Source organism: Corynebacterium timonense (genome assembly GCF_900105305.1).
GTDB lineage: Bacteria > Actinomycetota > Actinomycetes > Mycobacteriales > Mycobacteriaceae > Corynebacterium > Corynebacterium timonense.
This window is the reverse complement of record NZ_LT629765.1, coordinates 2,519,938-2,546,396: the sequence shown is the minus strand read 5'-3', so window position 1 is coordinate 2,546,396 and position 26,459 is coordinate 2,519,938. Positions and strand designations below refer to the sequence as shown.

The 26,459-nt window shown below is 66.3% G+C and carries 25 protein-coding genes; 14 read left to right on the top strand and 11 right to left on the bottom strand.

All coding sequences use genetic code 11. The features are described 5' to 3' along the window. Nucleotides 1-95 precede the first annotated feature (95 nt). Both BLT81_RS12060 and BLT81_RS12055 read right to left on the bottom strand, forming a co-directional pair. Nucleotides 96-1,667, bottom strand: a complete 1,572-nt coding sequence (locus BLT81_RS12060) for a VanW family protein (protein ID WP_051011557.1) — start codon at nt 1,665-1,667, stop codon at nt 96-98. A 182-nt stretch (nt 1,668-1,849) separates the two neighbouring features. Then, nucleotides 1,850-3,037, bottom strand: a complete 1,188-nt coding sequence (locus BLT81_RS12055; RefSeq protein ID WP_051011551.1) for a glycoside hydrolase family 3 N-terminal domain-containing protein — start codon at nt 3,035-3,037, stop codon at nt 1,850-1,852. A gap of 30 nt (nt 3,038-3,067) precedes the next feature. On the opposite strand from BLT81_RS12055, the gene BLT81_RS12050 reads away from it, so the two are divergent. The 5 genes from BLT81_RS12050 (at nt 3,068) to ptsP (ending at nt 11,180) form a co-directional block, all read left to right on the top strand. After that, entirely contained in the window at nt 3,068-3,265 is a 198-nt protein-coding gene (locus BLT81_RS12050) for a DUF2613 domain-containing protein (protein ID WP_040421702.1), read from the top strand. 9 nt (nt 3,266-3,274) lie between these two features. Then, the gene (locus BLT81_RS13240; RefSeq protein WP_019194771.1) at nt 3,275-6,205 is read left to right on the top strand and encodes an alpha-(1->3)-arabinofuranosyltransferase domain-containing protein; all 2,931 of its coding nucleotides are present in this window, start codon (nt 3,275-3,277) and stop codon (nt 6,203-6,205) included. A gap of 163 nt (nt 6,206-6,368) precedes the next feature. Then, a complete protein-coding gene (locus BLT81_RS12040; RefSeq protein ID WP_019194772.1) occupies nt 6,369-8,366 on the top strand; it encodes a glucose PTS transporter subunit IIA in 1,998 nt (665 codons plus the stop codon). A gap of 4 nt (nt 8,367-8,370) precedes the next feature. Then, nucleotides 8,371-9,480 carry an HPr family phosphocarrier protein gene (locus BLT81_RS12035; protein WP_019194773.1) on the top strand — a complete coding sequence of 370 codons (1,110 nt, stop codon included), beginning with the start codon at nt 8,371-8,373 and terminating at the stop codon, nt 9,478-9,480. Nucleotides 9,481-9,488: 8 nt separating this feature from the next. Further along, nucleotides 9,489-11,180, top strand: coding sequence for a phosphoenolpyruvate--protein phosphotransferase (gene ptsP, locus BLT81_RS12030; RefSeq protein ID WP_019194774.1), 1,692 nt, complete (start codon nt 9,489-9,491; stop codon nt 11,178-11,180). 275 nt (nt 11,181-11,455) lie between these two features. Here the strand turns inward: ptsP and BLT81_RS12025 are convergent, their stop codons facing one another. The 3 genes from BLT81_RS12025 to ribB are packed head-to-tail and all read right to left on the bottom strand — an operon-like array spanning nt 11,456 to nt 15,624. Continuing rightward, on the bottom strand, nt 11,456-13,615 hold the full coding sequence (locus BLT81_RS12025; protein ID WP_019194775.1) for an MMPL family transporter: 2,160 nt from the start codon (nt 13,613-13,615) through the stop codon (nt 11,456-11,458). Between the two features lie 3 nt (nt 13,616-13,618). Next, on the bottom strand, nt 13,619-14,863 hold the full coding sequence (locus tag BLT81_RS12020) for a lysophospholipid acyltransferase family protein (RefSeq protein WP_019194776.1): 1,245 nt from the start codon (nt 14,861-14,863) through the stop codon (nt 13,619-13,621). An 8-nt stretch (nt 14,864-14,871) separates the two neighbouring features. After that, entirely contained in the window at nt 14,872-15,624 is a 753-nt protein-coding gene (gene ribB / locus BLT81_RS12015; protein ID WP_019194777.1) for a 3,4-dihydroxy-2-butanone-4-phosphate synthase, read from the bottom strand. A gap of 338 nt (nt 15,625-15,962) precedes the next feature. Between ribB and BLT81_RS13160 the strand changes: the two genes are divergently transcribed. Then, nucleotides 15,963-16,238 (top strand): hypothetical protein, encoded by a 276-nt coding sequence (locus tag BLT81_RS13160; RefSeq protein WP_231286668.1) that lies wholly within the window; start codon nt 15,963-15,965, stop codon nt 16,236-16,238. Further along, nucleotides 16,235-16,726, top strand: a complete 492-nt coding sequence (locus BLT81_RS12005) for a MarR family winged helix-turn-helix transcriptional regulator (protein ID WP_019194779.1) — start codon at nt 16,235-16,237, stop codon at nt 16,724-16,726. The genes BLT81_RS13160 and BLT81_RS12005 overlap by 4 nt, the downstream gene beginning before the upstream one ends. Nucleotides 16,727-16,816: 90 nt before the next feature. Here the strand turns inward: BLT81_RS12005 and BLT81_RS12000 are convergent, their stop codons facing one another. Genes BLT81_RS12000 through BLT81_RS11990 form a run of 3 tightly spaced genes read right to left on the bottom strand, consistent with a single transcriptional unit; the run spans nt 16,817 to nt 18,564 of the window. Further along, on the bottom strand, nt 16,817-17,014 hold the full coding sequence (locus BLT81_RS12000) for an integrase core domain-containing protein (protein WP_081582979.1): 198 nt from the start codon (nt 17,012-17,014) through the stop codon (nt 16,817-16,819). Next, the gene (locus tag BLT81_RS13450; RefSeq protein WP_414835976.1) at nt 16,980-17,585 is read right to left on the bottom strand and encodes a DDE-type integrase/transposase/recombinase; all 606 of its coding nucleotides are present in this window, start codon (nt 17,583-17,585) and stop codon (nt 16,980-16,982) included. The genes BLT81_RS12000 and BLT81_RS13450 overlap by 35 nt, the downstream gene beginning before the upstream one ends. A gap of 16 nt (nt 17,586-17,601) precedes the next feature. Further along, on the bottom strand, nt 17,602-18,564 hold the full coding sequence (locus BLT81_RS11990; RefSeq protein WP_019194780.1) for an acyltransferase family protein: 963 nt from the start codon (nt 18,562-18,564) through the stop codon (nt 17,602-17,604). A 75-nt stretch (nt 18,565-18,639) separates the two neighbouring features. On the opposite strand from BLT81_RS11990, the gene BLT81_RS11985 reads away from it, so the two are divergent. The 4 genes from BLT81_RS11985 (at nt 18,640) to BLT81_RS11970 (ending at nt 21,453) form a co-directional block, all read left to right on the top strand. Then, entirely contained in the window at nt 18,640-19,323 is a 684-nt protein-coding gene (locus BLT81_RS11985; protein WP_019194781.1) for a porin PorA family protein, read from the top strand. Further along, nucleotides 19,310-20,677, top strand: coding sequence for a hypothetical protein (locus BLT81_RS11980; RefSeq protein ID WP_019194782.1), 1,368 nt, complete (start codon nt 19,310-19,312; stop codon nt 20,675-20,677). Before BLT81_RS11985 ends, BLT81_RS11980 begins: the two co-directional genes overlap by 14 nt. A 344-nt stretch (nt 20,678-21,021) precedes the next feature. After that, on the top strand, nt 21,022-21,204 hold the full coding sequence (locus tag BLT81_RS11975) for a hypothetical protein (RefSeq protein WP_019194783.1): 183 nt from the start codon (nt 21,022-21,024) through the stop codon (nt 21,202-21,204). Between the two features lie 24 nt (nt 21,205-21,228). Continuing rightward, on the top strand, nt 21,229-21,453 hold the full coding sequence (locus BLT81_RS11970) for a three-helix bundle dimerization domain-containing protein (RefSeq protein WP_019194784.1): 225 nt from the start codon (nt 21,229-21,231) through the stop codon (nt 21,451-21,453). Here BLT81_RS11970 and BLT81_RS11965 read toward each other — a convergent pair. Continuing rightward, nucleotides 21,450-22,514, bottom strand: coding sequence for a glycosyltransferase family 4 protein (locus BLT81_RS11965; protein WP_019194785.1), 1,065 nt, complete (start codon nt 22,512-22,514; stop codon nt 21,450-21,452). The two genes, BLT81_RS11970 and BLT81_RS11965, sit on opposite strands and share 4 nt — an antisense overlap. Nucleotides 22,515-22,519: 5 nt before the next feature. Here BLT81_RS11965 and BLT81_RS11960 point away from each other — a divergent pair, with 5 nt between their 5' ends. Continuing rightward, entirely contained in the window at nt 22,520-23,278 is a 759-nt protein-coding gene (locus tag BLT81_RS11960; protein ID WP_019194786.1) for a class I SAM-dependent methyltransferase, read from the top strand. Nucleotides 23,279-23,314: 36 nt separating this feature from the next. Here BLT81_RS11960 and BLT81_RS11955 read toward each other — a convergent pair whose 3' ends face one another. Further along, a complete protein-coding gene (locus BLT81_RS11955; protein ID WP_081582981.1) occupies nt 23,315-23,668 on the bottom strand; it encodes an integrase core domain-containing protein in 354 nt (117 codons plus the stop codon). A 527-nt stretch (nt 23,669-24,195) separates the two neighbouring features. Between BLT81_RS11955 and BLT81_RS13235 the strand changes: the two genes are divergently transcribed. Then, a complete protein-coding gene (locus BLT81_RS13235) occupies nt 24,196-24,528 on the top strand; it encodes an ABC transporter transmembrane domain-containing protein (RefSeq protein WP_019194787.1) in 333 nt (110 codons plus the stop codon). After that, the gene (locus tag BLT81_RS13230) at nt 24,525-25,847 is read left to right on the top strand and encodes an ABC transporter ATP-binding protein (RefSeq protein WP_331712323.1); all 1,323 of its coding nucleotides are present in this window, start codon (nt 24,525-24,527) and stop codon (nt 25,845-25,847) included. The genes BLT81_RS13235 and BLT81_RS13230 overlap by 4 nt, the downstream gene beginning before the upstream one ends. Before the next feature lie 97 nt (nt 25,848-25,944). Here BLT81_RS13230 and BLT81_RS11945 read toward each other — a convergent pair whose 3' ends face one another. Continuing rightward, on the bottom strand, nt 25,945-26,310 hold the full coding sequence (locus BLT81_RS11945) for an integrase core domain-containing protein (protein ID WP_231908952.1): 366 nt from the start codon (nt 26,308-26,310) through the stop codon (nt 25,945-25,947). Between the last annotated feature and the right edge of the window lie 149 nt (nt 26,311-26,459).

Here is a 26,459-nt window from a genome sequence, read left to right as displayed (position 1 = left end):
CCAGGTTGTGATGTAACTTAGCCAACAATTTCCACAATTACATGAGGCAGAACACACCGGGTGTCTCGGATGCGAGACTTTGGGCCGGGGCGGTGCTACCCGCAGGTGATAATCGGCTGCGGGTCGTAGACCGTCGTCGTGGTCTCGCGGGAGAGCTCCTTGCCTGCGAGGTCGGAGACGATGCGGGTGTCGGACGTCGTAAAGCCCGGCGCGCCTGACGACGGCGCACAGCCGGGGCCGGTCACCGTCTGCTGCCGCGGCTGGGTGTAGGCCCACCGGCCGCCGTTGATGGACTCCACGTTGTACGTCTTCACGCCCATCAGGCTCACCGTGAGGTCGTTGGCGCCGACGCTGGCGGTGATCTTCACCGGGTAGGGCGAATCGTTGCGGAACTGCAGGTCAATCGCGCCCTCGTACACCGTCGCCTCGCGGCCCGCCGGGTAGCGGGAGATGTAATAGGAGTGCGGCGTGCTGGCCACATCGGTCATGCCTGCGAAGTAGGCGGCGTTGAACAGCGTCGTAGCAAACTGAGAGATGCCGCCGCCCACGGCCGTGTCCGCGCGCCCGTCGAGGATGATGCCCGACTCGACGTAGCCCTGCGCCGTGCCGCGCGGGCCCGTGTAGCCGTTCAGCGAGAACGTCTCGCCCGGGTTCACAATCGCGCCGTTGACCGTGCTGGCCACGAGCCGGATGTTCGTGCCCGAAGCCGCGTTGAAGCCGCTCGTGGTGAAGCTGCCGGCGACCTCGTCGAAGGTGGCATTCTCGGCCTCCTCGGTGGTGAAGTCGGCCGCCACCTCCTTGTACTCCGCGTCCCACGTGCGCTCGGCCGGGCCGAGGAGGCGTTCCTCGACGCCGTCGAGAGTCACTTCCCAGTCCACCACGATGCCGTCCTGGCTCGGCTCGACGCCGCCGCCGGGGAGCACGCGGGCGTTTTTCATCTCGGTCACGGTCGGAGCGAGCTGCTCGCCGAAGATCTCGGCGGCGCGCTCCCGGTTGACCTCGGGCTCGATGCGCCCCTCGACGTTCGGGAACTGCACCACCTCGCCGATCTGTTCCGTGGCCACCACGGCGTCAACGTCGTCGCGCCCGCGCAGCGTCAGCGGGCCGGACAGCGCCTCCTTGACGGGGCCGTCCATCGCGGCGGAGATCACGTCCTCGTTGATCGCCGGCTGCAGCACCTCCGGCTCCACCTCGACGCCCTCCGGGTCGAGCCAACCGGTGGTCAGGCGCTCCTTCAGCTCGGCGCGCTCGACCTCCTGGCCAAGAACCGGGTCCGTGACCTTCGCCTCGCCCCCCTCGATCGCGATGGAGCCGTCGACCGGGTCGGCGTGCAGCTCGCCGCGTACGCGGTCCAGCTCGGGACTCAGCTGGGAGTCGTCGACGGTGGGCACCACGTCGATCTCGCGGGTGCGAAACAGGTTCGCCAGCCTGCTGAAGGGGTTGGCCGACTCCACGCCGGCGGCCTCGACCGTGGCGCGCCAGTCGATGCCCAGACCCGCCGTCGCCGGGACGACCTCGGCGGTCAGCTCCGCCGCCCGCACCGTGACGGGTTCCTGCGCGGACGAGCCGAGCTCGCTCTCGAGCTCCGCCACCGCCTCGTCCTGAGTCATGCCCCCGATGGACACGCCCCCCACCGTCGTGCCGCGGGGCACGGTGCCGCGGTTCATCGCAAGGTCCGCGAGGTAGACGGTGAGCGCTACTGCGAACACGCCCACGACGACGCCGAGGGCGATCCGCCCCGCGCGGCCGCCGCCCTGCCCCTGACCCGGCCTCTGACCCGAAGAATCGTTTACGCTACTCACCTTGCCTAGGGTAATTGGGCTACCCCCGCGGGGCATACCCGGTGCCCCTACAAGCCGACCTCGAGGAGCTGCTCCTGGCACCGCACCGCCGCCTCGTCGATGCGCTCCGCCGGGATCGCGCCCTGCGCCGTCGCGGCGGTCACCCTGTCGATGATGCCCGCCACGTCCGCCCCCGAGGACCACAGCGCCTGGTCCGCACCAGCGGCGATGGCTCGTTCCACGGCCTCCGCCGTCGGAGCGTAATCGAGCAGCCCCCGCATCCCCGACAGGTCGTCCGTGATGGCGACGCCGTCGAAGGGCACCCCGCCGGGGTAGTCGCCCTCGCGCAGGATGCGGTACGCCTCGGGGTTGAGAGAACTGGGCACGCCCTCGGCGCCCAGGCCTGGCACGATCATGTGCCCCACCATCACGCTCGCCGCGGGGAAGCTCTCCAGCGCCGGGCCGTAGGGCACGAGGTCCAGCCCGTGCAGCTCCCCCAGCGGCGGGGTGACGGACAACGCCAGGTGGGTATCGCCCGAGGCGCGGCCGTGGCCGGGAAAGTGCTTGAAGGTGGGCGTCACCCCGGCGTCGATAAGCCCCTGCGAGAACAGCTCGGCCACCCGGGCCACCTCCTGGGGGTCGCCGCTGAACGCGCGGTCGCCCACGATCTCCATGTCGGAGACGTCAACGTCGAGCACCGGGGCGTAATCCACGTTCACGCCGCGGGCGCGCAGCGCGCGGCCGATGTCGTAGCCGGTCCCCCGGATCACCTGAGGGGGCTGCGCGGCGAGATCGCGCGGCGCCATCCACGTGCCAAAAACCTCGCTGTGGCGCTGCACGCGCCCGCCCTCGAAATCCACCGCGACGGAGAAGGGGTGGTGGTACTCGGCGCGCAGGGCGGCGATGTCGCGGCCCGGCTCCGTCAACAGCGCCGGGTCCGCCCAACTCGGGATGAACAGGCCGCCGACCCCCTGGTCGAGCGCGGCGCGGGCCTGCCCGTAGTCCGACACGCCGACCACCATGAGCGAGGCGACCTTCGCGCGCAGGTCCTCGGGCACGCGCGCCTCGGCCTCGCTCGGCGGCGGCTCCACGACAAACGGAGACGGGGCCGCAGGCTCGACCATGGGCTCGGGCTCCTCCCCCGCCGCGCACCCCGCCACGATGCCGGCCGCGGCGAGCGCGACAGCAACCTTCCCCCTCGGGTAGCGCACAGGCCTCACCTCCCACGTCACCTGCCCCGTGCGTGCGCTGAACATACCTACTCTAGCGCTGCTAGACTCGCCAGCATGTCTCAGGAGAACCCGTCTTTGCTTCGCCGCACCGTCTCGCCCCTCGTGGCCAGCATCGTGGTCGGCGTCATGCTCGGCGCCGTCGGCGTGATCGGCATCGCCTCCTTCTCCGGCCAGAGCACCATCCCCGCCGGCAACGCCGTCCCCGCAGACCAGGCCGTGCTCGGCGGCCCGGAGTACGGCTCGCGCCAGTAAGCACGCCGCGTGAACGTGCGCGGCCACGTTGTCGGCTGGGCAGTGCTCACCCTGCTCAGCTTCCTCCAACCTCCCGGCCGGGTGGCCGCGGACACGAAGTTCGACCTCACGCAGGACCCGGCGGGTTTTCTGAGCCAGGCCACCCACGCCTACACCGACCAGTTCACCCTCGGCCAGATCCAGAACCAGGCCTACGGCTACCTCTTCCCGCAGGGCGCGTTCTTCCTGCTCCCGCTGCCCGAATGGGTGCTGCAGCGCCTGTGGTGGGCGCTGCTGCTCGGCCTCGCGTTCTCCGGCACGCTCGCCGTGGCCCGCCGCGTCGGCGTCGCCCCAGGCGTGCCCGCCGTCGCCGCGGCCTTCGCCTACGCGCTCAGCCCCCGCATCCTGACCACGCTCACCGCCATTTCCTCCGAGGCCTGGCCGGTGGCGCTCGTCCCGTGGACGCTCCTTCCCCTCCTCTCCCGCCGGCCGAACGTGGCGGCCTCGCTCGTCGCGGTCGCGCTCATGGGCGCCGTCAACGCCACCGCCACCGTCCTCGCGTGCCTGCCCGCCTTCGTGCTGCTGGCGTGGCGCCGCGCGTGGGCGCCGCTGGCGCTGTGGTCGGCGGGCACCGCCCTCGTCAGCGCGTGGTGGATCGGCCCGCTGCTCGTGCTCGGCCGCTACTCCCCGCCGTTCCTCGAGTTCATCGAGTCCGCCGCCGTGACCACGCAGTGGCTCAACCCCGTCGAGATCCTGCGCGGCACGACCAGCTGGGCGCCCTTCGTCGACACCGAGCGCACCGCCGGCTACCTGCTTGTCACCGAGCCCGTGTTCATCCTGGCCACGACGCTCGTCGCCGCCGCCGGGCTCGTCGGCGTGGCGCGCCGCGGCTCGCCGTGGCGCGGCTACTTCGTCCTCCTTCTCAGCCTCGGCTTCCTCGTGCTCGGCACCGCGCACTTTGTCACGCCGCTTTACGACGGCCCCCTCGCCCCCGTCCGCAATCTGCACAAACTGGACCCGCTGGTGCGCCTGCCCCTCGCCATCGGGCTGGGCTGGCTGTGCTCCCGTGTGCGCCCACCCGCCGCCGTCGCCACCACGCTCGCCCTCGCCGTCGCCGTCGCCCCGGCGTGGACGCTGCGCCTGCTGCCGCAGGGGACGTGGACGGAGGTCTCCCCGGACTGGGTGGAGGCGGGCCGCTGGCTCGACGAACACGCCGCCGGCACGCGCACGCTCGTCGTGCCCGCGGCGCCCTTCGCCCGCCAGACGTGGGGGTGGACCCGCGACGAGCCGATCCAGGCGCTGACCGGCGCGCGCTTCGCCGTGCGCGACGCGATCCCGCTGGTGGACCCGGAGGCGATCCGCGGACTCGACGGCCAGGTCGCCGCCGTGGACGCCGAGGCGCTGCGCTCCATCGGCGTTAGCGCCGTGGTGGTGCGCCACGACCTCGAGGACGGGCCCGAGCCGCCGGACCTCGGCGAGCCGACGGTCAGCTTCGGCGAGGTGGACATCCACCTGCTGGAGCAGCAGCGCGACATGATGGTCACCGCCGACGAGCCCCTCCGCGTCGACGGCGGCGGCGAGGTGCTGGCCCTGCTCTACCGGGAGCTGGGCTACGCCCCGGCGCGGCTCGTCTCCGGCGACAGCCCCGACATTGTCACCGACACCCCGGCGCTGGCCGCCCGCAACTACGGCACGCTCGACTCGCCGGTCTCGGCCCACCTGCTCACGGAATCCGAGGGCGCGGACGTGCGCAACCGGCTGAAGGACTACCCCTCGGCGGGCACCCGCGTCGGGGTGGCGCAGGAGGGAACGGCGCGCGCCTCGAGCTCCGCGGCCGACGCGACCGCCTTCGGCGGCGCCGACCCCTCTGCCTCGCTCACCGCCGCCTTCGACGGGCTCGACTCCACCGCCTGGTGGCCCGCGCCCGGGGACACCACCGGATGGATCGAGTCCGAATCCCCCGACGGGCGGGTGAGCATCACCGCCACGCGCGACACCACCGTCACCGTCACCGCCGGCGGCGCCGAGCGGACGGTCTCGCTCGTCGCGGACGAGCCGCGCTCGCTCGCGGTGCCCGCCGGGCCGGTGCGCATCACGCTGTCGGAGCCCGCCGGCATCAGCGCCTTCGACACCGGCACCACGCGCATCGTCGACGTGCCCGGCACCGCGGACGCGTACTTCTTCCAGCGCGTGTTTCCGGCCACCGACCTCGTGCAGCGCCGCTTCACCACCGCCCACGACGCCACGTGGACGCTCAGCGCGCCCGCCGTCATCGACGGCGAGGAGGTCGAGGGCACCGTGGCGCTGGCGGCGGGGACGCACGAGGTGCTGACGGAGGCCGAGACGCTGCTCGTGTCGCGGGCGCCGCTGCACCTGCCGCGCTGGGAGCCCCTGGGGGGCGAGGTCGGGGCGTCGACACGCGACCAGCTCATCCTGACCACGCGAGCCTTCAACGAGGGGCTGCGCGCGCACGTCGGCGGGGTCGAGCTCGCGCCCGAGCGTATCGACGCCAACGCCCAGGCCTTCCGCGTCCCCCCGGGTGTGAGCGGCGAGCTCACGTTCTCCTTCGCCGGCGAGCGCCCCTACCGCCTGAGCCTTCTCCTCGGCGGCGCGCTCTCCGCCGCCACCGTGCTTGCCTGCCTGGCGCTGGCCGCGCGCCGCCGCTCCCCGCGCGCCGAGCCACAGGACGCTCCCCGCGCCCTGTCCCCGCTGGTGGCGGCGGTCGGCGTGGGCCTTGTGCCCGGCGCGGTGGCGGCCGCGGCGGTGTGGGCGATCCGGCGCTACACGCTCATCAGCTCGCGCGTGCTGGCCGGCGGCTCGGCCGTGGTCATGGGGCTGTGGCTGGCGCGGGCACCGTGGCCACAGGAGGGCTACGCCGGGGACTCGCTGCTCGTCCTCGTGGCCGGGTGCGTCGCCGTCGCGGCGCTCGCCCTGCCGGACGAGCCCTCCACCCGGGGGTAGCGCGGCCTTTACCGCGCGGCAACCTTGCGGCTACATTAGGGAAGCGTAGGAACTGATTCAGGGTTGTTACTCGCACGAGGCAAGACCTGAGGCCGCCACGTCGTGGTGCCTCGGGTCTTTTTTCATGCGAGCGACAGTCACCTCCGGAAGAAAGAAGGCCACGATGGCAACGACCACAGAGTCCGCCGCCCGCGATATCGTCGCCAACCTCGGCGGGCCAGGCAACATTTCCAGCCTGACCCACTGCGCGACGCGTCTGCGGCTTGAGCTCAACGACCCCGCCCAGGCAGACGACACGGCGCTCGAAAACACCCCCGGCGTGCTCGGTGTCGTGCGCCAGGGAGGCAACCGCTACCAGGTCATCTGCGGCGGCGGCGTCGAGTCGACGTACGCCGCGATCAAGAACCTCCCGGAGATGAAGGGCGGCGCCTCCGACGCCGACGTCAAGGCCGCCGCGCGGGCGAGGGGGCGCGGGAGGTTCTCCTGGCTGGACAACTTCTTCGAGTACCTGTCCGACTCTTTCCGCCCGATCCTCGGCGTCCTGCTGGGTGCCTCGCTCATCATCGCCATCGCCGCCGTGCTCGACGCGCTCGGCGTGGTCGATTTCCGCGCGGAGGACAAGCCGGCGACCTGGGTGTTCGTCGACGCCATGTGGCGCAGCGTGTTCTACTTCCTGCCGCTGATGATCGCCTACAACGCCGCGAAGAAGCTGCGCGTGGACCCGTGGCTCGGCGCCGCCGTCATGGCCGCGCTGATGACGCCGGAGTTCATGAGCCTGTCCGACCCGGAGCGCTTCGCCGACACCACCTCCGCCGTCAACGAGTCGCTGGGCCAGGAGTTCTTCACCACCGAAATCTTCGGCATCCCGATGCAGCTCAACGACTACGGCTCCCAGGTCTTCGTGCCGCTGCTCATGGTGCCCATCCTCGCGCTGGTCTACCACGGCCTGAAGAAGGTCTTCCCGGAGAACGTGCAGATGGTGTTCGTGCCGTTCATCTCCATGCTCATCATCATCCCGCTGACCGCCTTCCTCATCGGCCCGCTGGGCGTGTGGCTGGGCAACGGCATTGGCGAGGGCCTGGCGTGGATGAACTCCAACGCGCCGTTCGTCTTCGCGGTCATGATCCCGCTGCTCTACCCCTTCCTCGTCCCGCTGGGCCTGCACTGGCCGCTCAACGCGCTCATGCTGGTGAACATCCAGACGCTGGGCTACGACTTCATCCAGGGCCCGATGGGCGTGTGGAACTTCGCCTGCTTCGGCGCCACCGCCGGCGTCCTCGCCCTCTCCATGCGCGACCGCGATACCCAGATGCGCCAGACCGCCTCCGGCGCGCTCGCCGCGGGCCTGTTCGGCGGCATCTCCGAGCCCTCGCTCTACGGCATCCACCTGCGCTTCAAGCGCATCTACCCGCGCATGCTGCTCGGCTGCCTCGCCGGCGGCATCACCATCGCCGTGCTCTCCGCCCCCTTCGACGGGGTGCAAACCCAAGCCTTCGTGTTCACATCGCTGCTGACCACCGTGGTCTTCAGCCCGATGTGGGTGTATGCCATCTCCATCGCGGTGGCCTTCTTCGTCGCCATGTTCGCGATTGTGCTCACGGACTACCGCACGCCCGAACAGCGGGCCGAGGTCAAGGCGCGCGTCGCCGCCGCGGAGCAGGCCCAGCGTGAGACGGCGGAGCCCGCGCCGCGTGACGACGCCCCGTCGACCGTCCACGTCACCGCCCCCGTCGCCGGGGAGGCGATCAGCCTGGAGGACACCGGCGACAAAGTGTTTTCCTCCGGCGCCCTCGGCGCGGGCCTGGGCATCATCCCGAGCGAGCCGACGGTGGTCTCCCCCGTCGCCGGCACGCTGATGACGGTGGCGAAGACGGGCCACGCCTTCGGCATCAAGACGGACGAGGGCGTCGAGGTGCTCGTCCACATCGGCATCGACACGGTGAAGATGGACGGCGAGGGCTTCGAGGTCGCGGTAGAAAAGAAGCAGCGCGTCGAGGCAGGCGACCTGCTGGCCACTGTGGACCTCACTGCCATCGCCGAGGCGGGCTACCCCACGACCACACTCGTCACAGTGACCAACACGAAGAAGATGTCCCACGTCGAGCCCATCACCGGCGGCACCGTCGGCGCCGGAACCACCGTCATTGAGGTGCAGCCGTAGCGCCATGGAGATTCTGCGCGTCTTTAACAACAACGTGGTCCTGGCCAAGGACTCCGCCGGCGAGAAGATCGTCACCGGCCGGGGCATTGGCTTCAAGGCGCACCCCGGCGACGTCATCGACGACGCCCGCGTTGCCAGGACCTTCGTTCCCGAAGACGGGCGGGACCCCGACCACGTGGCCACGATGCTCAGCTCGATCCCGCTGGCGCATGTCACCCTGGTCACCGACGCCGTCGCGGAGGCCGGGCTGCCGGACTCCTTGGCGCACAGCGCCTCGCTGCTCGTCGCGCTGGCGGACCACATCGGCTTCGCCATCTCCCGCGCGGCGAGCGGCCAACGCCTCGATTATCCCCTCCAGGCGGAGGTGAGCCAGCTCTACGGCGAGGAGTACCGCCAGGCGAAGGCCATCGTCGCGGCGGTGAACCGCGCCGTGGTGCAGCGTGAGCTCGCCCCGCTACCCGACGCGGAGGCCGTGGCCATCGCCTTGCACCTGGTCAACGCCGGTTTTTCCACCGGTGACCTGAGTTTCACCTACACGATGACGGGCATGCTCAACCAGCTGCTCGACCACGTCGAAAGCGACTACGGCATCGCCCTCGATTCCGGGTCGGTGAGCGTCGCGCGTTTTATCACCCACCTGCGCTACCTCTTCGTGCGCATCGCCAACCACGAGCAGCTCAGCGAGCACTCCTCCGCCATCGGCCGCGCCATCCGCGACTCCTCCCCCGGCGCCTACCGCAGCGCCCAGCGCCTCGCGGCGCTTATCGAGCTGCGCCTCGGCGCAGCCCTCACCGAGGACGAGGTGTCCTACCTGACCCTCCACATCGCCCGCATGGTGGAGGCGGCCACCCCCACCCGCACCGCCACGATCGCCGCGCCGATCGGGCTCCACGCGCGCCCGGCTTCCCTCTTCGCCGAAGCGGCCGCGGCGTCCGGCGCCGACGTGACCGTATCTTTCGATGGGCAGCAGGCCGACGCCGCCTCCGTCCTGGAGGTCATGGCGCTGGGCGCCAAGCACGGCGACGTGGTCACCCTCTCCGCCACCGGCGACGGAGCCGCCGACGCGCTCGACGCCCTCGCCGCTATGCTCGAACGCGACCTCAGCTCTGAGTAGGAGGAACCATGTTTGAACAGCACACCGTCATCTACGGCATTGGCGTTTCCCCTGGCACAGCGAGCGCCGAGGCAGTCAAGGTCCTCCCCGCGCCGGGCGTGGACGCCGACGAGCCCGCCTCCACCGACCCCGCCGCCGACAGCGAGCGCATCCGCGCCGCGATGGCCGCGGTCACCGCGTCCCTCAAACAGCAGGCCGAAACCGCCGGCCCGAAGGCCCGCCCCATCCTGGAGGCCACCGCCCAGCTCGCCTCCGACCGCGCGTTGGCAAAGGCCGCGGACAAGAAGCTCACAGCCGGCGCCGGAGTGACCCGCGCGGTCCACGAGGCCGTCGAGGACTACGCCACGATCCTCAGCAACCTGGGCGGCTACATGGCCGAACGCGTCACCGACCTTTACGACGTGCGCGACCGCACCATCTGCGAGCTACGCGGCTTGCCCAAGCCCGGCGTCCCCACCATCGACGAACCTTCCGTCCTGCTCGCCGAGGACCTCGCGCCCGCCGACACCGTCGGGCTCGACCCCCAGCTCGTCGTCGGCATCATCACCGCCGCTGGCGGCCCCACCAGCCACACCGCCATCCTCGCCGCCCAGCTCGGCATCCCCGCCGTGGTCCGGGCGGAGGGGGTCATGGATGTCCCCGAGGGCACCCTCGTCGCCCTCGACGGCGGGGCCGGCGAGGTCATCGTCCGCCCCTCCGATGAGGAGGTCGACGAGATGAGGCGCCGCACGGAGCGTCGACAAGCGGCCCTCGCGGAATCCACCGGCCCCGGCAGGACTGCCGACGGCTACCCCGTGAGCCTGCTGGCCAACATCGGCACCGCCGAGGACGGCGCGGCCGCCACCGCCCGCGACGTCGAAGGCACCGGCCTGTTCCGCACCGAGTTCCTCTTCCTCGACCACGCCAACGCCCCCACGCTCGAGGAACAGACCGAGACATACTCCCGCGTCCTCGAGGCCTTTGGCACCCGCCGCGTCGTCGTGCGCACCCTCGACGCCGGCGCCGACAAGCCCCTGGCCTTCGCCAACCTGGGCGAGGAGGACAACCCGGCGCTCGGGCGCCGCGGGCTGCGCCTCTCCCAGGCGCGCGAGGACCTGCTGGACACCCAGCTCGACGCGCTCGCCGCCGCCTTCGAGGCCACCGACCGCCGCGCCGACCTACGCGTGATGGCACCCATGGTGGCCACGATGGAGGAGGCCCGCTGGTTCGCCGACAAGGCCCGCGCCCGCCAGCTGCCCCACGTGGGCATCATGATCGAGGTGCCCGCCGCCGCCATCAGCGCCAAGCAGCTTCTCGACGTCGTCGATTTCGCGTCCATCGGCACCAACGACCTCTCCCAGTACACGATGGCCGCCGACCGCATGCAGGGCGCGCTTTCCGAGCTGCTCTCGCCGTGGCAACCCGCGGTCCTCACCATGATCCGCACCGCCTGCCGGGGCGGCGACGCCACCGGCAAACCCATCGGCGTGTGCGGCGAAGCGGGCGGCGACCCGCTGCTCGCCCTCGTGCTCGTCGGCCTCGGGGTGAGCTCCCTGTCCATGGCCCCCTCGAAGATCCCCGCCGTGCGCGCCGCCCTGCACATGCACGACCGCGCGACCTGCCAGCAGATGGCCGCCTACGCCGTCGACGCCCTCACCGCCGCCGACGCCAAGGCAGCCGTCGCCGCGCTCGCCAACCCGAAGCTCGAGGCGTTGCTTTGATCCGGTAGTGGCCCTGCGGGTTCATGTATCCGGGGAGTGTGGGGAGGCCCCGCCCAAAAACTATGCAATGCATACCAACTATGCAATGCATGCCCGGCGTCCAGGCCATTTCGTGGCCGCAGCCCCGCGCAAAAACTATGCAATGCATAGTCCGGCACCCACACTGCTCCTAGGCCGGCGGCCCCAAAAACTATGCAATGCATACCCCGGCGCCCACACCACCCTGCGGGTCATGGGCCAATTGCACGGGGTAGATATTCACGATGTCCGCGTCATCAAACGGCCACGGGTGTGGGCTCTGGGCGTCGGGGGTCATAGGCTTCATCTCCCCCCAACTCCGTCGTGGTAGTGGAGGTACCACCCCACACGCTCGGCCCGATCAGCGTCAAGATCGACGGCAGCAGCAGTGGACGGACGATCAGCGCGTCCATCGCGACGGCCATGGCCAAGCCCAGACCGATCTCGCGCACAATGCTGATTTCCGCGACTAGGAACGACAGGAATACTCCGATCATGATGATCGCCGCGAAGATCACCAACCGTGACGTCTTGGCGATTCCCAACGCAATGGCACGACGGTGGGCCGCACCGTTAACGAATTCTTCTTTCATGCGGGAGGCCATGAGGACCATGTAGTCCATCGATAGGCCAAAGACGATTGCGAAGATAACGATCGGGGTGACCGAGTTGATGGAATCACCCGTCACGGCTTTCCATATAAAGGACAACAGTCCCATCGCCGCAGACACCACCAGTCCGTTGAGGACAACCGCGAGGACGGGCAGGCGCCACGAGCGGAATGCCCAGCCCAGCAGGGCCAGCGAGATGAGCACCACGGCTGCGATGATCCAGGGAATGGAGCTTTCGACCAAGCGGTCGAAATCGTCCCCCTGGGCGGTGGCTCCCGAGACGTAGACATCAGCCTGGTCGCCTGTGAGATCTTTAATATCTCGGATCATCTCGTGGGCGTCATCAGAATCCGGCAGTCCCGTCGAGGTGACGAGCACGCGAGAGTAATTCACTGACTGTTGCGATCCCGATAGTGGGTAGGGGGAGAACTTTTCCTCTGGCGTCCCCGGGACAAGCACCTGATCGACGTTGCTGACGCCATCAAGTTGGTCGGCGAATGCTGTGGCTTTCGCCTGCACGTCTTCAGCTGATTCGCCTGGTGCCCCTTCGAAGGTCACGCTCGTGGGGAACAAGGCGCGGGCATCGAGTTCGGACTGGATCGCTTCGATGCCCTCACGGGAATCCTTGCCCTCTGGGAGGATCGACACGCTGGCGACTGGGACCTGCAGCTTGATTCCCGCTAACGGTGCGGCACTTACGAGCAGTGGCACGACGACCGAGAGAGCCACGATGGCTGGTTTGGTCAGCGCGGTGCGGAGCATCGGTGAATCTTTTTCCTCCTCGATAACCAGCGCGTCGTGGAAGCCCGGCAGTTTGCCGAAGAAGAGTCGGTCGCCGAGCACGGTGATGATGGCCGGCACCAGGGTGGACAGAGCAAGCAGCGCAATCGTCGTCACAATGATCCCTGCTAACGCAATAGAAGAAAAGACCATATTCCGAGCGATAAACAGGGCGCACAAGGCGGCGATGACGCTCAGGCCACCAAAGCGGATGGCATGCCCCGCGGTATGCGTCGCCAGGCGCAATGCCTCCGGTGTGTCCACCCCAGCGTGGATGTTCTCTTTGTAACGAGCAGTGAGGAAGAGACAATAGTCCACGCTCACGGCCAAGCCGATCAATGATGCACCCGTGACGTACATGTTCGACACATCCATGAACTGAGCCAAGACCGTCCCGGCACCTTGTGTTCCCGCCAGGCAGATGCCTGCCGTGATCAGCGTGACCGCGGTTGGACCGACGGCGCGGTAGATGAACAGCAGCACGAGGATGAGCAGCGGGAAGGCGATCATTTCCGCGTGCAGGGCATCTTGCTGGGACTGAATATTCAGGTCATAGTCCAGTGCCGCGGCGCCCGTAACGTGACTGTCTACCGCGGTGCCGTCGACAGCCTCGGCGACTTTGTCACGGAGTGTGGGCACCATGTTCTGTGTCGTCGTGTTGTCGGCGTCGAAGCCGACTTGGACGATCTGCGTCTGCCCGGAGTCAGAGCCGAGCTGCGCGACTTGTCGTCCATCCGTCACATACTCAACGTGTGGCAGCTCGTGGATGGCAGTTTCCACGGCATCCAGTGTTGAAGAATCAACGGTCTCGTCGGAGGTGAGCACCACGGAGAGTTCATTGTCGGCATCACCGAAGGCCTCGCGGTTGACGTCTTGGCCGGCGAACGATTGACCGTGTTGGTCATTGAAGCCGCCGGCTTTGACGGAGTCGTTAAGGTGCCATGCGCCGACCGCGCTGAGGACGAACACTACTGCCCACAGGAGAATCACGAGCTTGGCGTGACGCTGAACAAACGTAAGAATCATGAGTTATGGCCTCCCGTGTGCTGCGCCGGTGAGCTGGGCTACGGCACGAGAGATCTTCTCTTTGCGCGCGACTCCTCGGGGGTCAGAAGCATCAATGTTGTGTAGTGCGTGTTCGTAGGCGTCGACGGCGCCGGAGGTGTCACCGGCGGCAGCAAGAGACTCCCCAAGCCCCACATAGGCCTGTGATGTCATCTGCCCTTCGCGGGCGACGGCACGCTTGAAGTGCGTGCTCGCTTTGCCTGTGCCGCCTCCCATCCATGGCGGCAGGACCAGAGAGCTACGACCAGCGAGGTAGGCCGCGAAGTCGTAGGACGAATGCAGGTCGGAAAGTCGATCGGCTTTTTGATTCACGACAGCGGCACGCACCATCGTGCCCACGGGAGTCAGTGAGTTTAAAGCGCGGAAGCCGTCGATGCGTGTTTTCTGTACCTGCAAGTCCAAGCGCCGTCGGGACGTTTTATCTGCAAGTCTCAGCAGAAGCTGAATCCGGGAGACAACCTCGGCGGGCAGGTTTCCGTCCACCGTGAGGTTCTCAGCCACCATGGTGTGGGAGAGCGTAACCATCCCGTCGAGCGCCTGGCCGGAATCTTTCGCGGTGACGTGACTGGAGCGGTACTTCAGACCCGAGATCTTGTCGAAAGCGTCATCGCGCATGGCGCGCGCTCGGGCACGTTCATCACCACTGGTCGGCACCGTCAACGGTTGACCAATCGCGACAGAGAACAACCGGCGGCGGGGAATGGACGCACCCTTCGGAAGCACCTCGGCCAGGCCGGTCATCCCGACGGGAATGACGGGCGTCTTGTTGGCCAATGCCATCCGGAACGCTCCGGACTTAAACGGGAGGAGCCCCTCTCCCGTGTTGCGGGTTCCTTCGGGGTAGAGAACGAGTGTGTCGTCACGATCCAGGACGTCGCGGGCACGTTGGAAGATTTCTTCGCTGGGCGCGTTGCGATCCACGGGGTAGCAGTCCATGGATTCGTGCCAGACGCGCGACAAGAAGGTGCCGAAGGCTTCCGCCTTTGTCGGGAACCAGATGCGGCCGGGGCGAACAGACTCGGCGAGGGTTTTCATCACGAAGTGGTCCATGTAGGACGAGTGGTTGGCGACGAGGATGACCGGTCCTGTGCGTGGGATATTCTCTAGTCCTTCGACATAACCGACGTGTCGGAGGACGAGGTCGTGGATGCGAGGGGTCGATATTTTGCGGATGTATTGCCCGATGCGGGTGGTGTTGTGGTTGACCATGGTGGCACTTACTTCACGCTCGTCAGGGGGGTGGCCAGTGGGGAGCCGTCGGGACGTTGGGTGATCGCGACACCGGCGGCGACCTGTTCTTGTCGGTAGGCGCGCAAGAGCTCGATGGTGGATAGTGCGATGCTGCGTTCGGCGCACCATTCCACGAGCTGTGGCAGGCGCAGCATTTCGCCGTCGTCGCCGATGATTTCGACGATGGCTCCCACGGGAGCGAATCCAGCCATGGCGGCGAGGTCACTGCCTGCTTCGGTGTGGCCGATGCGGGTGAGCACGCCGCCCTCGCGTGCCATGAGTGGGAAGACGTGGCCGGGGCGGTGGAAGTTGCTGGCTACTCCCCCGGAGGCCAACAGGTTGATCGTTGCGGCGCGGTCGGAGGCGGAAATGCCAGTGGTGATGCCGAAGTCGGCGGTGGCATCGCAAGAGACGGTAAAGGAGGTGCCGAAGTCGTCTTCGTTGCGTTCGACCATGGGAGCGAGGTTGAGGGTGCGGGCGTGCTCAGCGGTCATGGGAACGCACAGCAGTCCCTTGCCTTGGGAGATCATGAAGTTGACAGTCTCGGGAGTGATCGCTTCGGCGGCCATGATGAGGTCGCCTTCGTTTTCTCGATCTTCATCGTCGACGAGAACGACCATCTTGCCGGCGGCAATATCCGCGACGATGTCTTCAATGGGAGCCAGATGGGTTTCTGCATCGAGGCGAGCGGTGGTCTTGGTGTCGTTGGTCTGTGGAATGTCGGTCAGCATGCGGGTCATGGTCAGATCCTTTCAAGAAATACCCGTGACGCAACATCGATGTTGTGTCATTGGTATTTGTACTCCAGGCCGCAAATGTGCTCCACACGAACGGTAAAGTACCCAAAATTGGGGGTAGTTTGCTATATAACTCCAGCGTAATGAGTAAGCACTCGCTTTTTACAGGGTGATCACCTATCATTCATGCCATGTCATTAAAGACTCAGAATTCCGCGGTTATTACTCTTGAGCATGATCCGTCTATGATTAGAAAAATCCTGCTCGACATCAGCAATCTCTCCACATGGAACCCTGCCTTCAGCAATATCGGGCCAGAAGATTCCGACGGTGCGCATTCCGTGACCGTCCGTAGCCTCCTGAAAGGAAAATTAACCTACACGCAACCCTCCCCTGACGTCATCACGTTTCATATCGAGATCCCGGGCCTCACCGAAGAATCCACCTTCACCCTCACCCCAGATCCTCGCGGCACGACGGTCGCCCACACCATCAACCAGCACGGTGTCCTCACCGCCATCATCGGTGACCACGAAGCCTCGCTCGTCCCCCACAAACGCCTGACCCGCCTCGCCCAGACCCTCAACAACTCCTCCCCACACGACATCCCCTCATGAACAAGACCATTGCCGACCACCCTGAAGAGTTCCGCTACCTGATCCTCGCCCTCCAACGGCAAGGAAACCGACAACTCAACAATCTCTTTGCACAGCTGGACCTGACCAATTCCCAAGCCGAAGCCATCGAAGTCATCGGCACCTACGGCCCGATGAGCACTCGAGAAGTCGGCGATTACCTCGTCTGCGAATCCGGCAGTCCCAGTCGCCTGCTCACCACTCTCGCATCCAAAGGGCTGACAATGACCTCCCAGTCCACCACAGATAAACGGGCAACCCTCCACGCTCTCACGCCGGCCGGTCGTGAAATGGTTGCCGCGATCACCAATCTCAAGAAGAACTTCGACGACAGTATCGGTGATGCCCTCGCCCACGCGCTCAGCGCTCACCCGGAGGACATCCTCACCCAACTGACCTGTCTACTGACTGACCCCTCCCTAAGCGCAGCCATGAAGAAGCGCTACCCACACCTGTTCAACAAGCTCTAGGTTCCAGTCCCATCGCGGCCGGATCGAATCAACACTCGCATCCAGAACATGTCAAGCCCCGGGTTGTGTAGGGGGTCCTATTGTTGTTGGTTAGGCCGTGTGGGTTTTCGCGGCGGTGTATTCCTGATGGGCCTGGCGGGGTGGGCGGTATCCTAGCGCCGAGTGGACACGACGGTTGTTGTACCAGCCGACCCATGTCGACGTCGCGACGAGAACATCTCGCAGCCCCGGCCAGGTCCTACGGTCGATGAGTTCAGCTTTGAACACTGAGTTCAGCGCTTCTGCCATCGCGTTGTCTCAGGAGTCTCCCCGCGAGCCAACCGAAGCGATAACCTGCGACTTGGCCAAGGTCTCTCCATAGACGACCGACCTGTACTGCACGCCCCTGTCTAAAGTGATGGACCAGCCCGGAGACATCTTCACCGGCGCGCAAGCGCGCTGACAAGGCCATGTCAAGTGCGTCTTTAGCCAGTGACGTGCGCATGTGGTTGGTGATCTGCCAGCCAACAATCTCCCGGGTATACGCGTCGAGGACAAACGAGGCGTACACCCACCCGACACGCGTGGGGATGTATGTGATATCCGCGACCCACAGCCGGTTCGGCGCATCGACACAAAAGTCGCGCTCGACCAAGTCGACTGGGCAGTTATCGGGGGCAGCGCTGCGGGTGGAAGGCCTTTTCCTCCGGCGCCGGATACCACGGATGTTGTCGAGTGCCACGAGACGCTCAACGGTGCACCGGGCGAGGCGACCGAACTCGCCTCGGCGGTTGACCTCGGCCCATAGTGTGCGCGCTCCATGGCAAGAGTAGTTGTCGGTCGCGAATAGATCGAGATGATTCAGGCCAGGGGTATGCAATGCATACCCCGGCGCCCTACCGCCCCACTGTCTCTTGGCCGCGCGGCGTGCCCGTCGCGAGTGCGCGGCGCAGCCACCGCGCTCCCGGCACTTCGATCCACTCGTAGGAGACGTAGGCAACCGCGATACTGAACGCTGCGGTGAACGCGAGCACCGGGAGGAAGTACCCGCTGAAAAGCGGCACGCCGAGGATCGGGAACGCGAAAGAGAGGACGGCCACGTGCCAGAGGAAGATGGAGTAGGACCAGCGGCCGAGGCGGGTCATGAGGGGTGAGGCCAGGGGGGCGTCGTCACGCGGCCCGAGGGCGAAGGGCACGACGAGGACGGCGGCGAAGCAGGCGCCGAGGAGGATGCGGAGGTTGAACTCCGCGGGGGTGGGGTGCTCGAGGCCCGGGGGGCCGGCGACCCCGCCGAGCCAGGCGATGGGCAGGAAAAGAAGGGCGACGGGCCAGCGCGGCCACCGCCAGCGCACCCCGGCGCGCTCGAGTTCGGCGGCGGCGAGGCCCACCGCGAACCACGAGATGTAGGACGGCGGCCAGATTTGCATGTTGACCCAGTCCACGGAGTCGATGAGCCACGGCCAGGCGAAGGAGAGCGGCACCGCCACCGCGAGCGCGGCCCAGCGCCCGCGCGTGCCGAGGGCGAGGTACGCCGGAAGGACGAGGTAGAAGGCCACTTCGACGCACAGCGACCACATCTGCGTCAGGCCCGCGATGAGCGCGTCGGGCACGTAGATCTGCACGAGGAAGAGGTTGGCCAGGAAGGTGGGCACGCTCAGGTTCGTCAGCTCGGGTAGGGTGAGCGCGACCACGACGACGCATACCACGTAGGCGGGGGCGAGGCGCGCGAGGCGGCGCGGGTAGTAGCCGGGTGTGCGCCCGCCGCGCGCGAGGAGGAACGCCGAGAGCGCGAAAAACACCGCGACGAAGTAGTCGAAGCGTTCGAGGATGCGCGATTCGGTGGCGGTCTGGAAGGCCACGTGCGTGGTCAGGACCCCGAGGGCGGCGACGGCGCGCAGGCCCTCGAGTTCGGGCAGTAGGTTATTGTTTCTGATGTGTTCATTGTAGGAGTCAGACGCCTGCGCATCGCCGCGGCCGTCCTCCTCGCTTGCCTCGCGCTCAACCTGCTCATCCCCGCCCTCGTCTCCGCGCAGCGCGCCCTGCCCCTCCCGTCGACAACCACCGCAACCTACGACGGGCCGGTGCCCTATTCCCTCGAGGTCTCCTATACGCGCGGCGCCACCCGCGGCGAGGTCGCCATTGAGGCACGCATGCTTATCGACGCCACAGAGCACCGCGACTCCTACACCGCCCGCGCCGACACCGCCCTGCCCGTCGACGACCGGCCGGGCCTGACCTATCTGTTCCCCGCCGTGCCGCGGCCGCGCAGCTACCCCTACGCCGACCCGTTCGCGTCGGGCGCCGTGCCCCTGGATTACGTCGGCCCCGGCAACGTCGCGGGCGTGGAGACCTACCAGTACCGCGCCGTGGTGGACGAGGGCGACTACCAGGCCGAGCGCATCATTGACCTAGAGAGGCGCACCGGGCGCGTGCTCGACGAGACGTGGTCCACCGCCGACGGGCTGTTCCGTTTGTCGGAGGAGTCGCGCCGAGCGGCCGTCGATACGGCGCGCGGCAGCGTGCGTATGCTGCGCGGCTTCGAGGTACTGTCGTGGCTCTCGCGCGCCGTCGCGGTGCTCACCCTCGCGTGGCTGGCGGTGGCCGTTGCGCGCCGCTAAGGCCTGGGGGGTCGTCCTCGTCCTCGCTCTGACGTGGCCCTTTTTCCTGCCGGGCGAGGCGTTCGCGCTGCGCGACATGATGGTGCTGCCCGACATGGCGCTGACCCGCGCGGCGCTGGGCTTCGGCGACCTTCCCGCGCGCAACGTGCCGCAGGACGCGCTGCTCGGAGTGCTTCCCGTTCCGGTGCTCATCGTGCGGGTGATGGTGGTGGCGGCCGCCGCGTGCGCTGCGCGGGCGGGGTGGCGCGCGGCGGAGACCGCGTGGGGGCGCTCCGCCGCGATGACGGTGGCGGTGTGGAACCCCTTCGTGGTGGAACGCCTGCTGCAGGGGCAGTGGTCGCTGGCGGTGGCGGCGTGGCTCATGCCGTGGATCGCGGTCGCGCCCGCGTGGGGGTGGCGCTGGCTGGCCTCGCTCACGCCGACCGGTGCGCTCGCGGCGGTGGTGAGCTCGCGCAGCCTGGGCACCGCCGTGTTTTCGGCCGCGCTGTGCCTGCCGTGGGTGGTGCCCGGCATGCTCGCCTCTGGGTCAGGGACGGCCTCGGCGGCATCGGCCGATGTGTTTGCCCCCCGCGCCGAGGAGGCCGCGGGCACGCTCGGCACGCTCGCCGGGCTGGGCGGGATCTGGAACGGCGCCGCGGTGCCGGACTCGCGCGAGGCGGGGTTCGCCCTCTTCGGCATCGCCCTGGTCGTGGTTCTCGCCGCCGGCTGGCGCGGCGTGGAGGCGCGCCTGCTCGTTCTCGCCGCGCTCGGTGTCGGGATCGCCCTGGCCTCGTGGGGCGGCGCGCTGGCGTGGGCCGTCACCGAGCTGCCCGGGGGTGGGCTGCTTCGCGACGCCCACAAGTGGCTCATCCTCGCCCTCCCCGCGTTCGTCCGCGCCGCCGGTGCCCTGCCCCCGCGGGCCGCGCCGGCCGCCCTCGCGCTGGCGCTTCTGCAGGTGCCCGACGCCGCCGTGGCCGTTGCGGCGTTGCGGCCGGTCGATGGCGTCGAAGTCCCGGCCGTCGACCACCGCGGCCGCGACGTCTTCTTCGTCGACCGGCCCGCGCTCGTGCTGCGCCCCGACGGCGCCCCGGCGGTGGACCCGGCGCCCAAGGTGATGAACGTGGTGGAGCCCGGCGAGCTCGTCGTCGACGGCGTCGTGGTGGACGAGGTTTCTCCGCGGTGGCGCGCCGCCGCGGAGAACGTCGGCGACGCGGGGGCCCTGCGCGGCCTCGGTATCGGGCTTGTCGTGTACCCGGACGGCCGCGTCGTGGATACGGGGGCGCCGGCGCGCGATCTGCCGCCAACGGGGGTCGCGCTCCTGGTCATCTGGGTCGCCCTGGGGCTGTGGGGATGCACGAGAAGGACACCTTATTAACCTTCGGTTAATCTGCCCTTTTCGCCCGGAACCGTGGGCCACGACCCATTGTTATACTTTTGTTATCAATGCCTTGACCTGCATGGACATGCGCATAAGTTGGCTAAAGCCCAGCATTTTTGCGCCGTGGGATCGTTCCCGGCTTGCCACCACATACCTCCAGGTATAAAGTGAACTTCAGTTGAACGCCAGGTTACATACCACGGTAACCGCGATTCGAAGCGAAAGGGTGATTCCGACAATGACCGACGCACACGACCAACCTTCCGCAGCGGCGGCAGCAATCACCGCCTCCTGCCCCGCCTTTCTCTAAGGCACCACGACCAACCCTAAGGAGTTCCACTATGGCCAAGAAGAACATCAACCTTCACACCATCCGCGAAAACATCAGCGCCAACCGGCACCGCACGAACCGCGTCCGCGACACCTACGAGATGGCCCAGCGCAATAAGTTCGGCGAGACGAACTTCATGCCCCTGTTCCTCGAGGCCGAAATGCTCGGCCGGATGCGCTTCGGCTCTCTCTAACAATTCCCCAAGGAGGGAAACACCATGACCAAGAAGACCATCGACTTCAGCATCATCCGCGAGAAGGCCCTGCGCAACATTCGCGAGGACCTCATCTCCACCTGGTCTGACCGCTACGCGGAGAACCAGATCAGCGACAACTTCGACTCCGTCCTTGCCTCGCACCGCGAAAAGGCAACGGTGGACAACTTCCTGCCCGTTCTCGTCGAGGCCGAGATGCTCGACCGCCTGCGCAGCGGGGCGCTCTAACCACCCGCGAGCAGCTGCGCGAACTTGCGCCCCGTTTCCGCCCAAGACAGCCGGGTGGCCAGTTCCCGCGCGGCAGCGCCGAGGCGGGCGCGTGCGGGGGCGTCGTCAAGCAACGCCCTCGTGACCTCGATGAACTCAGCGCGATTGCGCGCCAGGCGGCCTGTGGCCCCGTCGATGACGGAGTCCCGCAGGCCGCCTGCGTCGTAGTAGCCCACGGTGGGCACCCCGTGCTGCGCCGCCTCCGTCACCGCGATCCCCCAGCCCTCCTTCGCGCTGGGCATGAGGTGCAGCTCCGCCCGCTCGAGCAGGGCGTGCTTGTGCGCCTCGTTGACGTGCCCGTGGAACACCACCTTGTCGCCGTAGGGCTCGGCGTAGGCGCGCAGCTTATCCTCCCACCAGCCGGACCCCACGATGTCGAGCACCACCCCGTCGAGTTCTGCGACCGCGTCGATGGCGTGCTCGAGGCGCTTGTGCGGCACCAGGCGCGAGAGGGTGAGGACGTGGACGAGACCGTCGTCGACAAGCGAGGGCACCCCCTCGGGCACCGGGTCGGCCCCGTTTTCCACAATCGCGATGTCGCTGGGGGCGACGCCGAGGGACACCAGGTCCGCCTTCGACGCCTCCGACACCGTCACGTACTGCGCCCCGCGATAGACCCACGGGGCCACCACAGACTCCAACAGCCACCCGAAGCGCCCGATGAACGGGCCCGCGACCGGCCACTGCTCCTTGTGGCAGTGGTGGGTCAGCAGCACCGATCGCGCTCGCGAGTACGCGCGCGCGAAGAAAGGAATGCCATTTTGGGTGTCCACGATGACGTCCGGGCGGTGCCTCCACACCGACAGCGGCGCCAGCAGGTACACCCCGTACTTCCCGCCCGCGCGCTCGTAGCGCACCCCGCCGCGCGTCGAGCGCCGCGGCGCGTCCGTGTGCTTCGCCGTGCGGTAGACCACCTCGTGGCCCCGCCCGGCGAGGTATTCCCCCACGCGTTCGAGGTAGCGCTCCGAACCGCCGCCCTGCGGGTGGGTGGTATCGCGCCAGCATAGGAGAAGTATCTTCATAGGTTATGTACCGTACCCGCCGCCTGGCCACGCTCCGCCGTTCCCTTCGGCTTCTGCGGTCCTTCCCCTACGAGCAGGTGCGCCCGAGCATCTTCTACTCCGGCCTCGCGCGCGATACGCGCCAGCTTCTCGACGCCCTCTCCACCGACCTCACCGGCACGCCCGTCCGCGGCGCACGCGTGCTCGACGTCGGCGGCGGGCCCGGCTACTTCGCCGACGCCTTCGCCGACTCCTTCTACGTCGGCCTGGAGCCCAGCGTCTCCGAGATGAGCGCGGCCGGGCTCACCGGTTACGGCGCGGTGCGCGGCGACGGCGCCGCCCTGCCCTTTGCCGACGCCTCCTTCGACCTCGTCTACTCCTCCAACGTGGCCGAGCACATCCCCAACTGGCGCGACATGGGCGCAGAGATGCTGCGCGTGTGCCGCCCCGGCGGGCTGGTCGTGCTGTCCTACACCGTGTGGCTCGGCCCCTTCGGCGGCCACGAGACCGGACTGTGGGAGCACTACGTTGGCGGCGAGTTCGCCCGGCGCCGCTACGTGAGAAAGCACGGCCGCGAGCCGAAAAACGTGTGGGGCACCTCGCTTTTCGACGTCTCCGCCGCCGCCGGCCTCAACTGGGCCCGCGAGATGCAGACAGCAGGGAAAGGCGAGTTCGTGTTCGCCTTTCCCCGCTACCACCCCCGGTGGGCGTGGTGGCTCGCCCGTGTCCCGGTGCTGCGCGAGTTCGCAGTGTCCAACCTCGTGGTGGTGCTGCGCGCAAGCTAGAACGCCGGTTTTTGTAGAGGGTCCTATTGTTGTTGATTAGGCCGCTTGGGTGTTCGCGGCGGCGTGTTCCTGATGGGCCTGACGGGGTGGGCGGTACCCTAGCGCCGAGTGCACACGACGGTTGTTGTACCAGCCGACCCATGTCGACGTCGCGACGAGAACATCTCGCAGCCCCGGCCAGGTCCTACGGTCGATGAGTTCAGCTTTGAACACTGAGTTCAGCGCTTCTGCCATCGCGTTATCGTAGGAGTCTGCCCGCGAGCCAACCGAAGCAATAATCTGCCACTGAGCCAGGGTCTCTCCATAGACGACCGACCTGTACTGCACGGGCCTGTCTGAGTGATGGATCAGACCGGAGACGTTATCACCGACGCGCACGCGCGCTGACACGGTAGTTCGCCTGCCTGTAGGCAGGTACCCCTTATCTAGCTCTCTTTTTTGGAGATTTTTGAGGAGAAAACTCACACCATAAGTGAGGTAGATCGTAGTTTGTGGGGAAGTACTTATGGTGGATAGGTGACCTCCGCGACTACTCACCGCTTAAGTCGTGCCGATGTGCGGTACAAACTCGACGTCTACAAACACTATTGGAGCAGCCGCCTCGACTCCTGGCGCGACACCCCCCAGGGCGCGATCGAGAAGAAAGACGCACAGTCTTTTTGGACAGGCCTCTCCAAAGGAGACAGCGCGGTCATTCAGGGAAGACGCCAGCTGTCGCCGATTTTATGGTTACCACCGCCAACGAAATGTCGACGCATACCTCCGAGTATGAGGTTATACTGGTTCATTACGCAGGCTACGCACATGATGGGGAGCCTGTCTTTTACTACCGTTTCATGGTCCGGAACGGAATCGAACACTTTCCGCAGTGACCCCAGCCCCCGGCGAGAGCCTGAACCGAGGAGTAGTACGAACCAATGACAGCCTCTAACCTTCTGCGAAGCAATGCTGTACTGATCAGCCTGGGAATCCTCCTGTCATTGTTGGCTACCGCCGTTACTCTTCTTCAACCCGCACTTGTTGGCCAGTTGATATCCGGAGTGAGTAGCGGAGAGCTTCAGAGACCACTGATGCTCCTACTTCTGACTATTTTGGGAACGTCCGTTTTGACAGCCGCCACCATGTACGTGGTATCCATCGCGGCGGATCGAACAGTCCGCGACATGCGTAAGAAGATCACGAACCACCTTCTTTACCTGCAGATGAAGGAGTTTGAGAAGGGGGGGCGGGCAGCTTCACCACACGGATAACGTCGGACACCTCCATCGTCAGCACCGCTCTCTCTTCTACCCTCACTGACTTCGTGGGTGGGTTCACCGTCATCATCGGTGCGCTCATTTATATGGCTGTGGTGGACTGGAAATTACTCTTGGTCGTTGTTGTAGTGCTGTTGATAGCCCTAGTGATAATTCTAGCTATTTCAAGTTCCCTACAGAATATCTCGTCGAAAGTCCAGGACCACCTCGCAGCGCTGGGGGAAATCTTACAGTCGGCGTTATCAGCAATTCGGACTATCAAGGCCTTCCGGGTCGAGACGAAGGTCATTCGCAACTTGTCCACCGAAATTGACCACGCCTACCGGAGCCGGCGAAAAATGAGCTTCGTCGAAGCTGTTCTCGACCCCTTGAGCACTGTGGCTTCCTACCTGGCACTTCTCGCGGTCGTCCTGTTCGGGTCCATTAGGCTAAACAACGGTGATTTGTCGGGAGAGGAACTTACCGTCTTCGTTACCGCATTGTTCCTGATGCTCGCCCCAATCGTGCAGGTGTCTCAGTCCCTCGGAACCTTCTTTGCGGCTAGGGGGGCACTGGGCAGAATTAACCAGCTCTTCGATCTGGAAGTTGAAGATTCAATCGAACACGATTCACTTCCAGAGCGTTGGCCCGCTCCCCCAGGATCCATCGAATTCGAGTCGGTATCGTACAGCCGAGAGGGCCGAACCATCTTAGATAACGCAACTGTAACAGTTCGACCAGGTGAGAAAGTGGCACTCACAGGAGCTTCTGGTGCGGGAAAAACCACAATATTCAGTCTTCTACTGAAATTCTATGACACCTCGGCCGGCCACATCCGTGTCGGCGGGCGGGATCTTAGTGGCTGGAACAGGAAGGATCTTCGCACAGTGATCACCTACGTAGAGCAGGAACCTGACTTGCTTTCGGGAACACTTAGAGAAAACCTTACTCTAGGGACAGAGGAAAGTTTCGAAGACGAAATTCTTATCACGATGCTAGATCAGTTCGGACTGAGAAACTTCGCTAGTACCGACGGCCTCGACCGGTTAGTAGGATTCGGCAATAGCGGATTGTCCGGAGGAGAGCGACAGCGAGTTGCCATCATCCGTGCTGTCCTTCAAAAATCGCCGGTCATCCTGGTAGATGAGCCGACATCCGCTCTTGATTCAAAATCAGCAGAGTTGTCAATGAACAGGCTCTTAGAGACAGAAGCCACAATCATCTTTACCTCCCACGATGCAAACATCGTGAATCTGGCAGAACGGGTTCTAACGGTCACCGACGGGAGAATCGTCGAAAGTACGCCGACCGGCAGGGAGTCTTCAGATGCGTAAACACGTTCTCGTCACCGGCGCGACCAAGGGCATCGGTCGATAGTTCAACGACAAAGTATCAAGCCCCAGGTTTTGTAAAGGGCCCTATTGTTGTCGATTAGGCCGCTTGGGCTTTCGCGGCGGTGTATTCCTGATGGGCCTTGCAGGGTGAGCGGTACCCCAGCGCCGAGTGCACACGACGGTTGTTGTACCAGCCGACCCATGTCGACGTCGCGACGAGAACATCTCGCAGCCCCGGCCAGGGCCGGGTTCTACGGTTGATGAGTTCAGCTTTGAACACTGAGTTCAGCGCTTCTGCCATCGCGTTGTCGTAGGAGTCTCCCCGCGAGCCAACCGAAGCGATAACCTGCGACTGAGCCAAGGTCTCTCCATAGACGACCGACCGGTACTGCACGCTACTGTCTGAGTGACGGGTCAGACCGGAGACATCTTCACCGGCGCGCACGCGCGCTGACAAGGCCATCTCGAGCGCGTCTTTAGCCAGTGATGGGCGCATGTGGTTGGTGATCTGCCAGCCAACAATCTCCCGTGTACACGCGGTCTGTACTTCCCTGGGAGGTTGTGAACGGTGTGAGCGGATGGGGGAAGCTGTAGGTACCGACTCGAACATCC

Coding starts and splice junctions, on each gene's coding strand:
- BLT81_RS12060 (WP_051011557.1), bottom strand. CDS start 1,667: ATGAACCGCGGCACCGTGCCCCGCGGCACGACGGTGGGGGGCGTGTCC.
- BLT81_RS12055 (WP_051011551.1), bottom strand. CDS start 3,037: ATGTTCAGCGCACGCACGGGGCAGGTGACGTGGGAGGTGAGGCCTGTG.
- BLT81_RS12050 (WP_040421702.1), top strand. CDS start 3,068: ATGTCTCAGGAGAACCCGTCTTTGCTTCGCCGCACCGTCTCGCCCCTC.
- BLT81_RS12040 (WP_019194772.1), top strand. CDS start 6,369: ATGGCAACGACCACAGAGTCCGCCGCCCGCGATATCGTCGCCAACCTC.
- BLT81_RS12035 (WP_019194773.1), top strand. CDS start 8,371: ATGGAGATTCTGCGCGTCTTTAACAACAACGTGGTCCTGGCCAAGGAC.
- ptsP (WP_019194774.1), top strand. CDS start 9,489: ATGTTTGAACAGCACACCGTCATCTACGGCATTGGCGTTTCCCCTGGC.
- BLT81_RS12025 (WP_019194775.1), bottom strand. CDS start 13,615: ATGATTCTTACGTTTGTTCAGCGTCACGCCAAGCTCGTGATTCTCCTG.
- BLT81_RS12020 (WP_019194776.1), bottom strand. CDS start 14,863: ATGGTCAACCACAACACCACCCGCATCGGGCAATACATCCGCAAAATA.
- ribB (WP_019194777.1), bottom strand. CDS start 15,624: ATGACCCGCATGCTGACCGACATTCCACAGACCAACGACACCAAGACC.
- BLT81_RS12005 (WP_019194779.1), top strand. CDS start 16,235: ATGAACAAGACCATTGCCGACCACCCTGAAGAGTTCCGCTACCTGATC.
- BLT81_RS12000 (WP_081582979.1), bottom strand. CDS start 17,014: ATGGCAGAAGCGCTGAACTCAGTGTTCAAAGCTGAACTCATCGACCGT.
- BLT81_RS11975 (WP_019194783.1), top strand. CDS start 21,022: ATGGCCAAGAAGAACATCAACCTTCACACCATCCGCGAAAACATCAGC.
- BLT81_RS11970 (WP_019194784.1), top strand. CDS start 21,229: ATGACCAAGAAGACCATCGACTTCAGCATCATCCGCGAGAAGGCCCTG.
- BLT81_RS11965 (WP_019194785.1), bottom strand. CDS start 22,514: ATGAAGATACTTCTCCTATGCTGGCGCGATACCACCCACCCGCAGGGC.
- BLT81_RS11960 (WP_019194786.1), top strand. CDS start 22,520: ATGTACCGTACCCGCCGCCTGGCCACGCTCCGCCGTTCCCTTCGGCTT.
- BLT81_RS13235 (WP_019194787.1), top strand. CDS start 24,196: ATGACAGCCTCTAACCTTCTGCGAAGCAATGCTGTACTGATCAGCCTG.
- BLT81_RS11945 (WP_231908952.1), bottom strand. CDS start 26,310: ATGGCCTTGTCAGCGCGCGTGCGCGCCGGTGAAGATGTCTCCGGTCTG.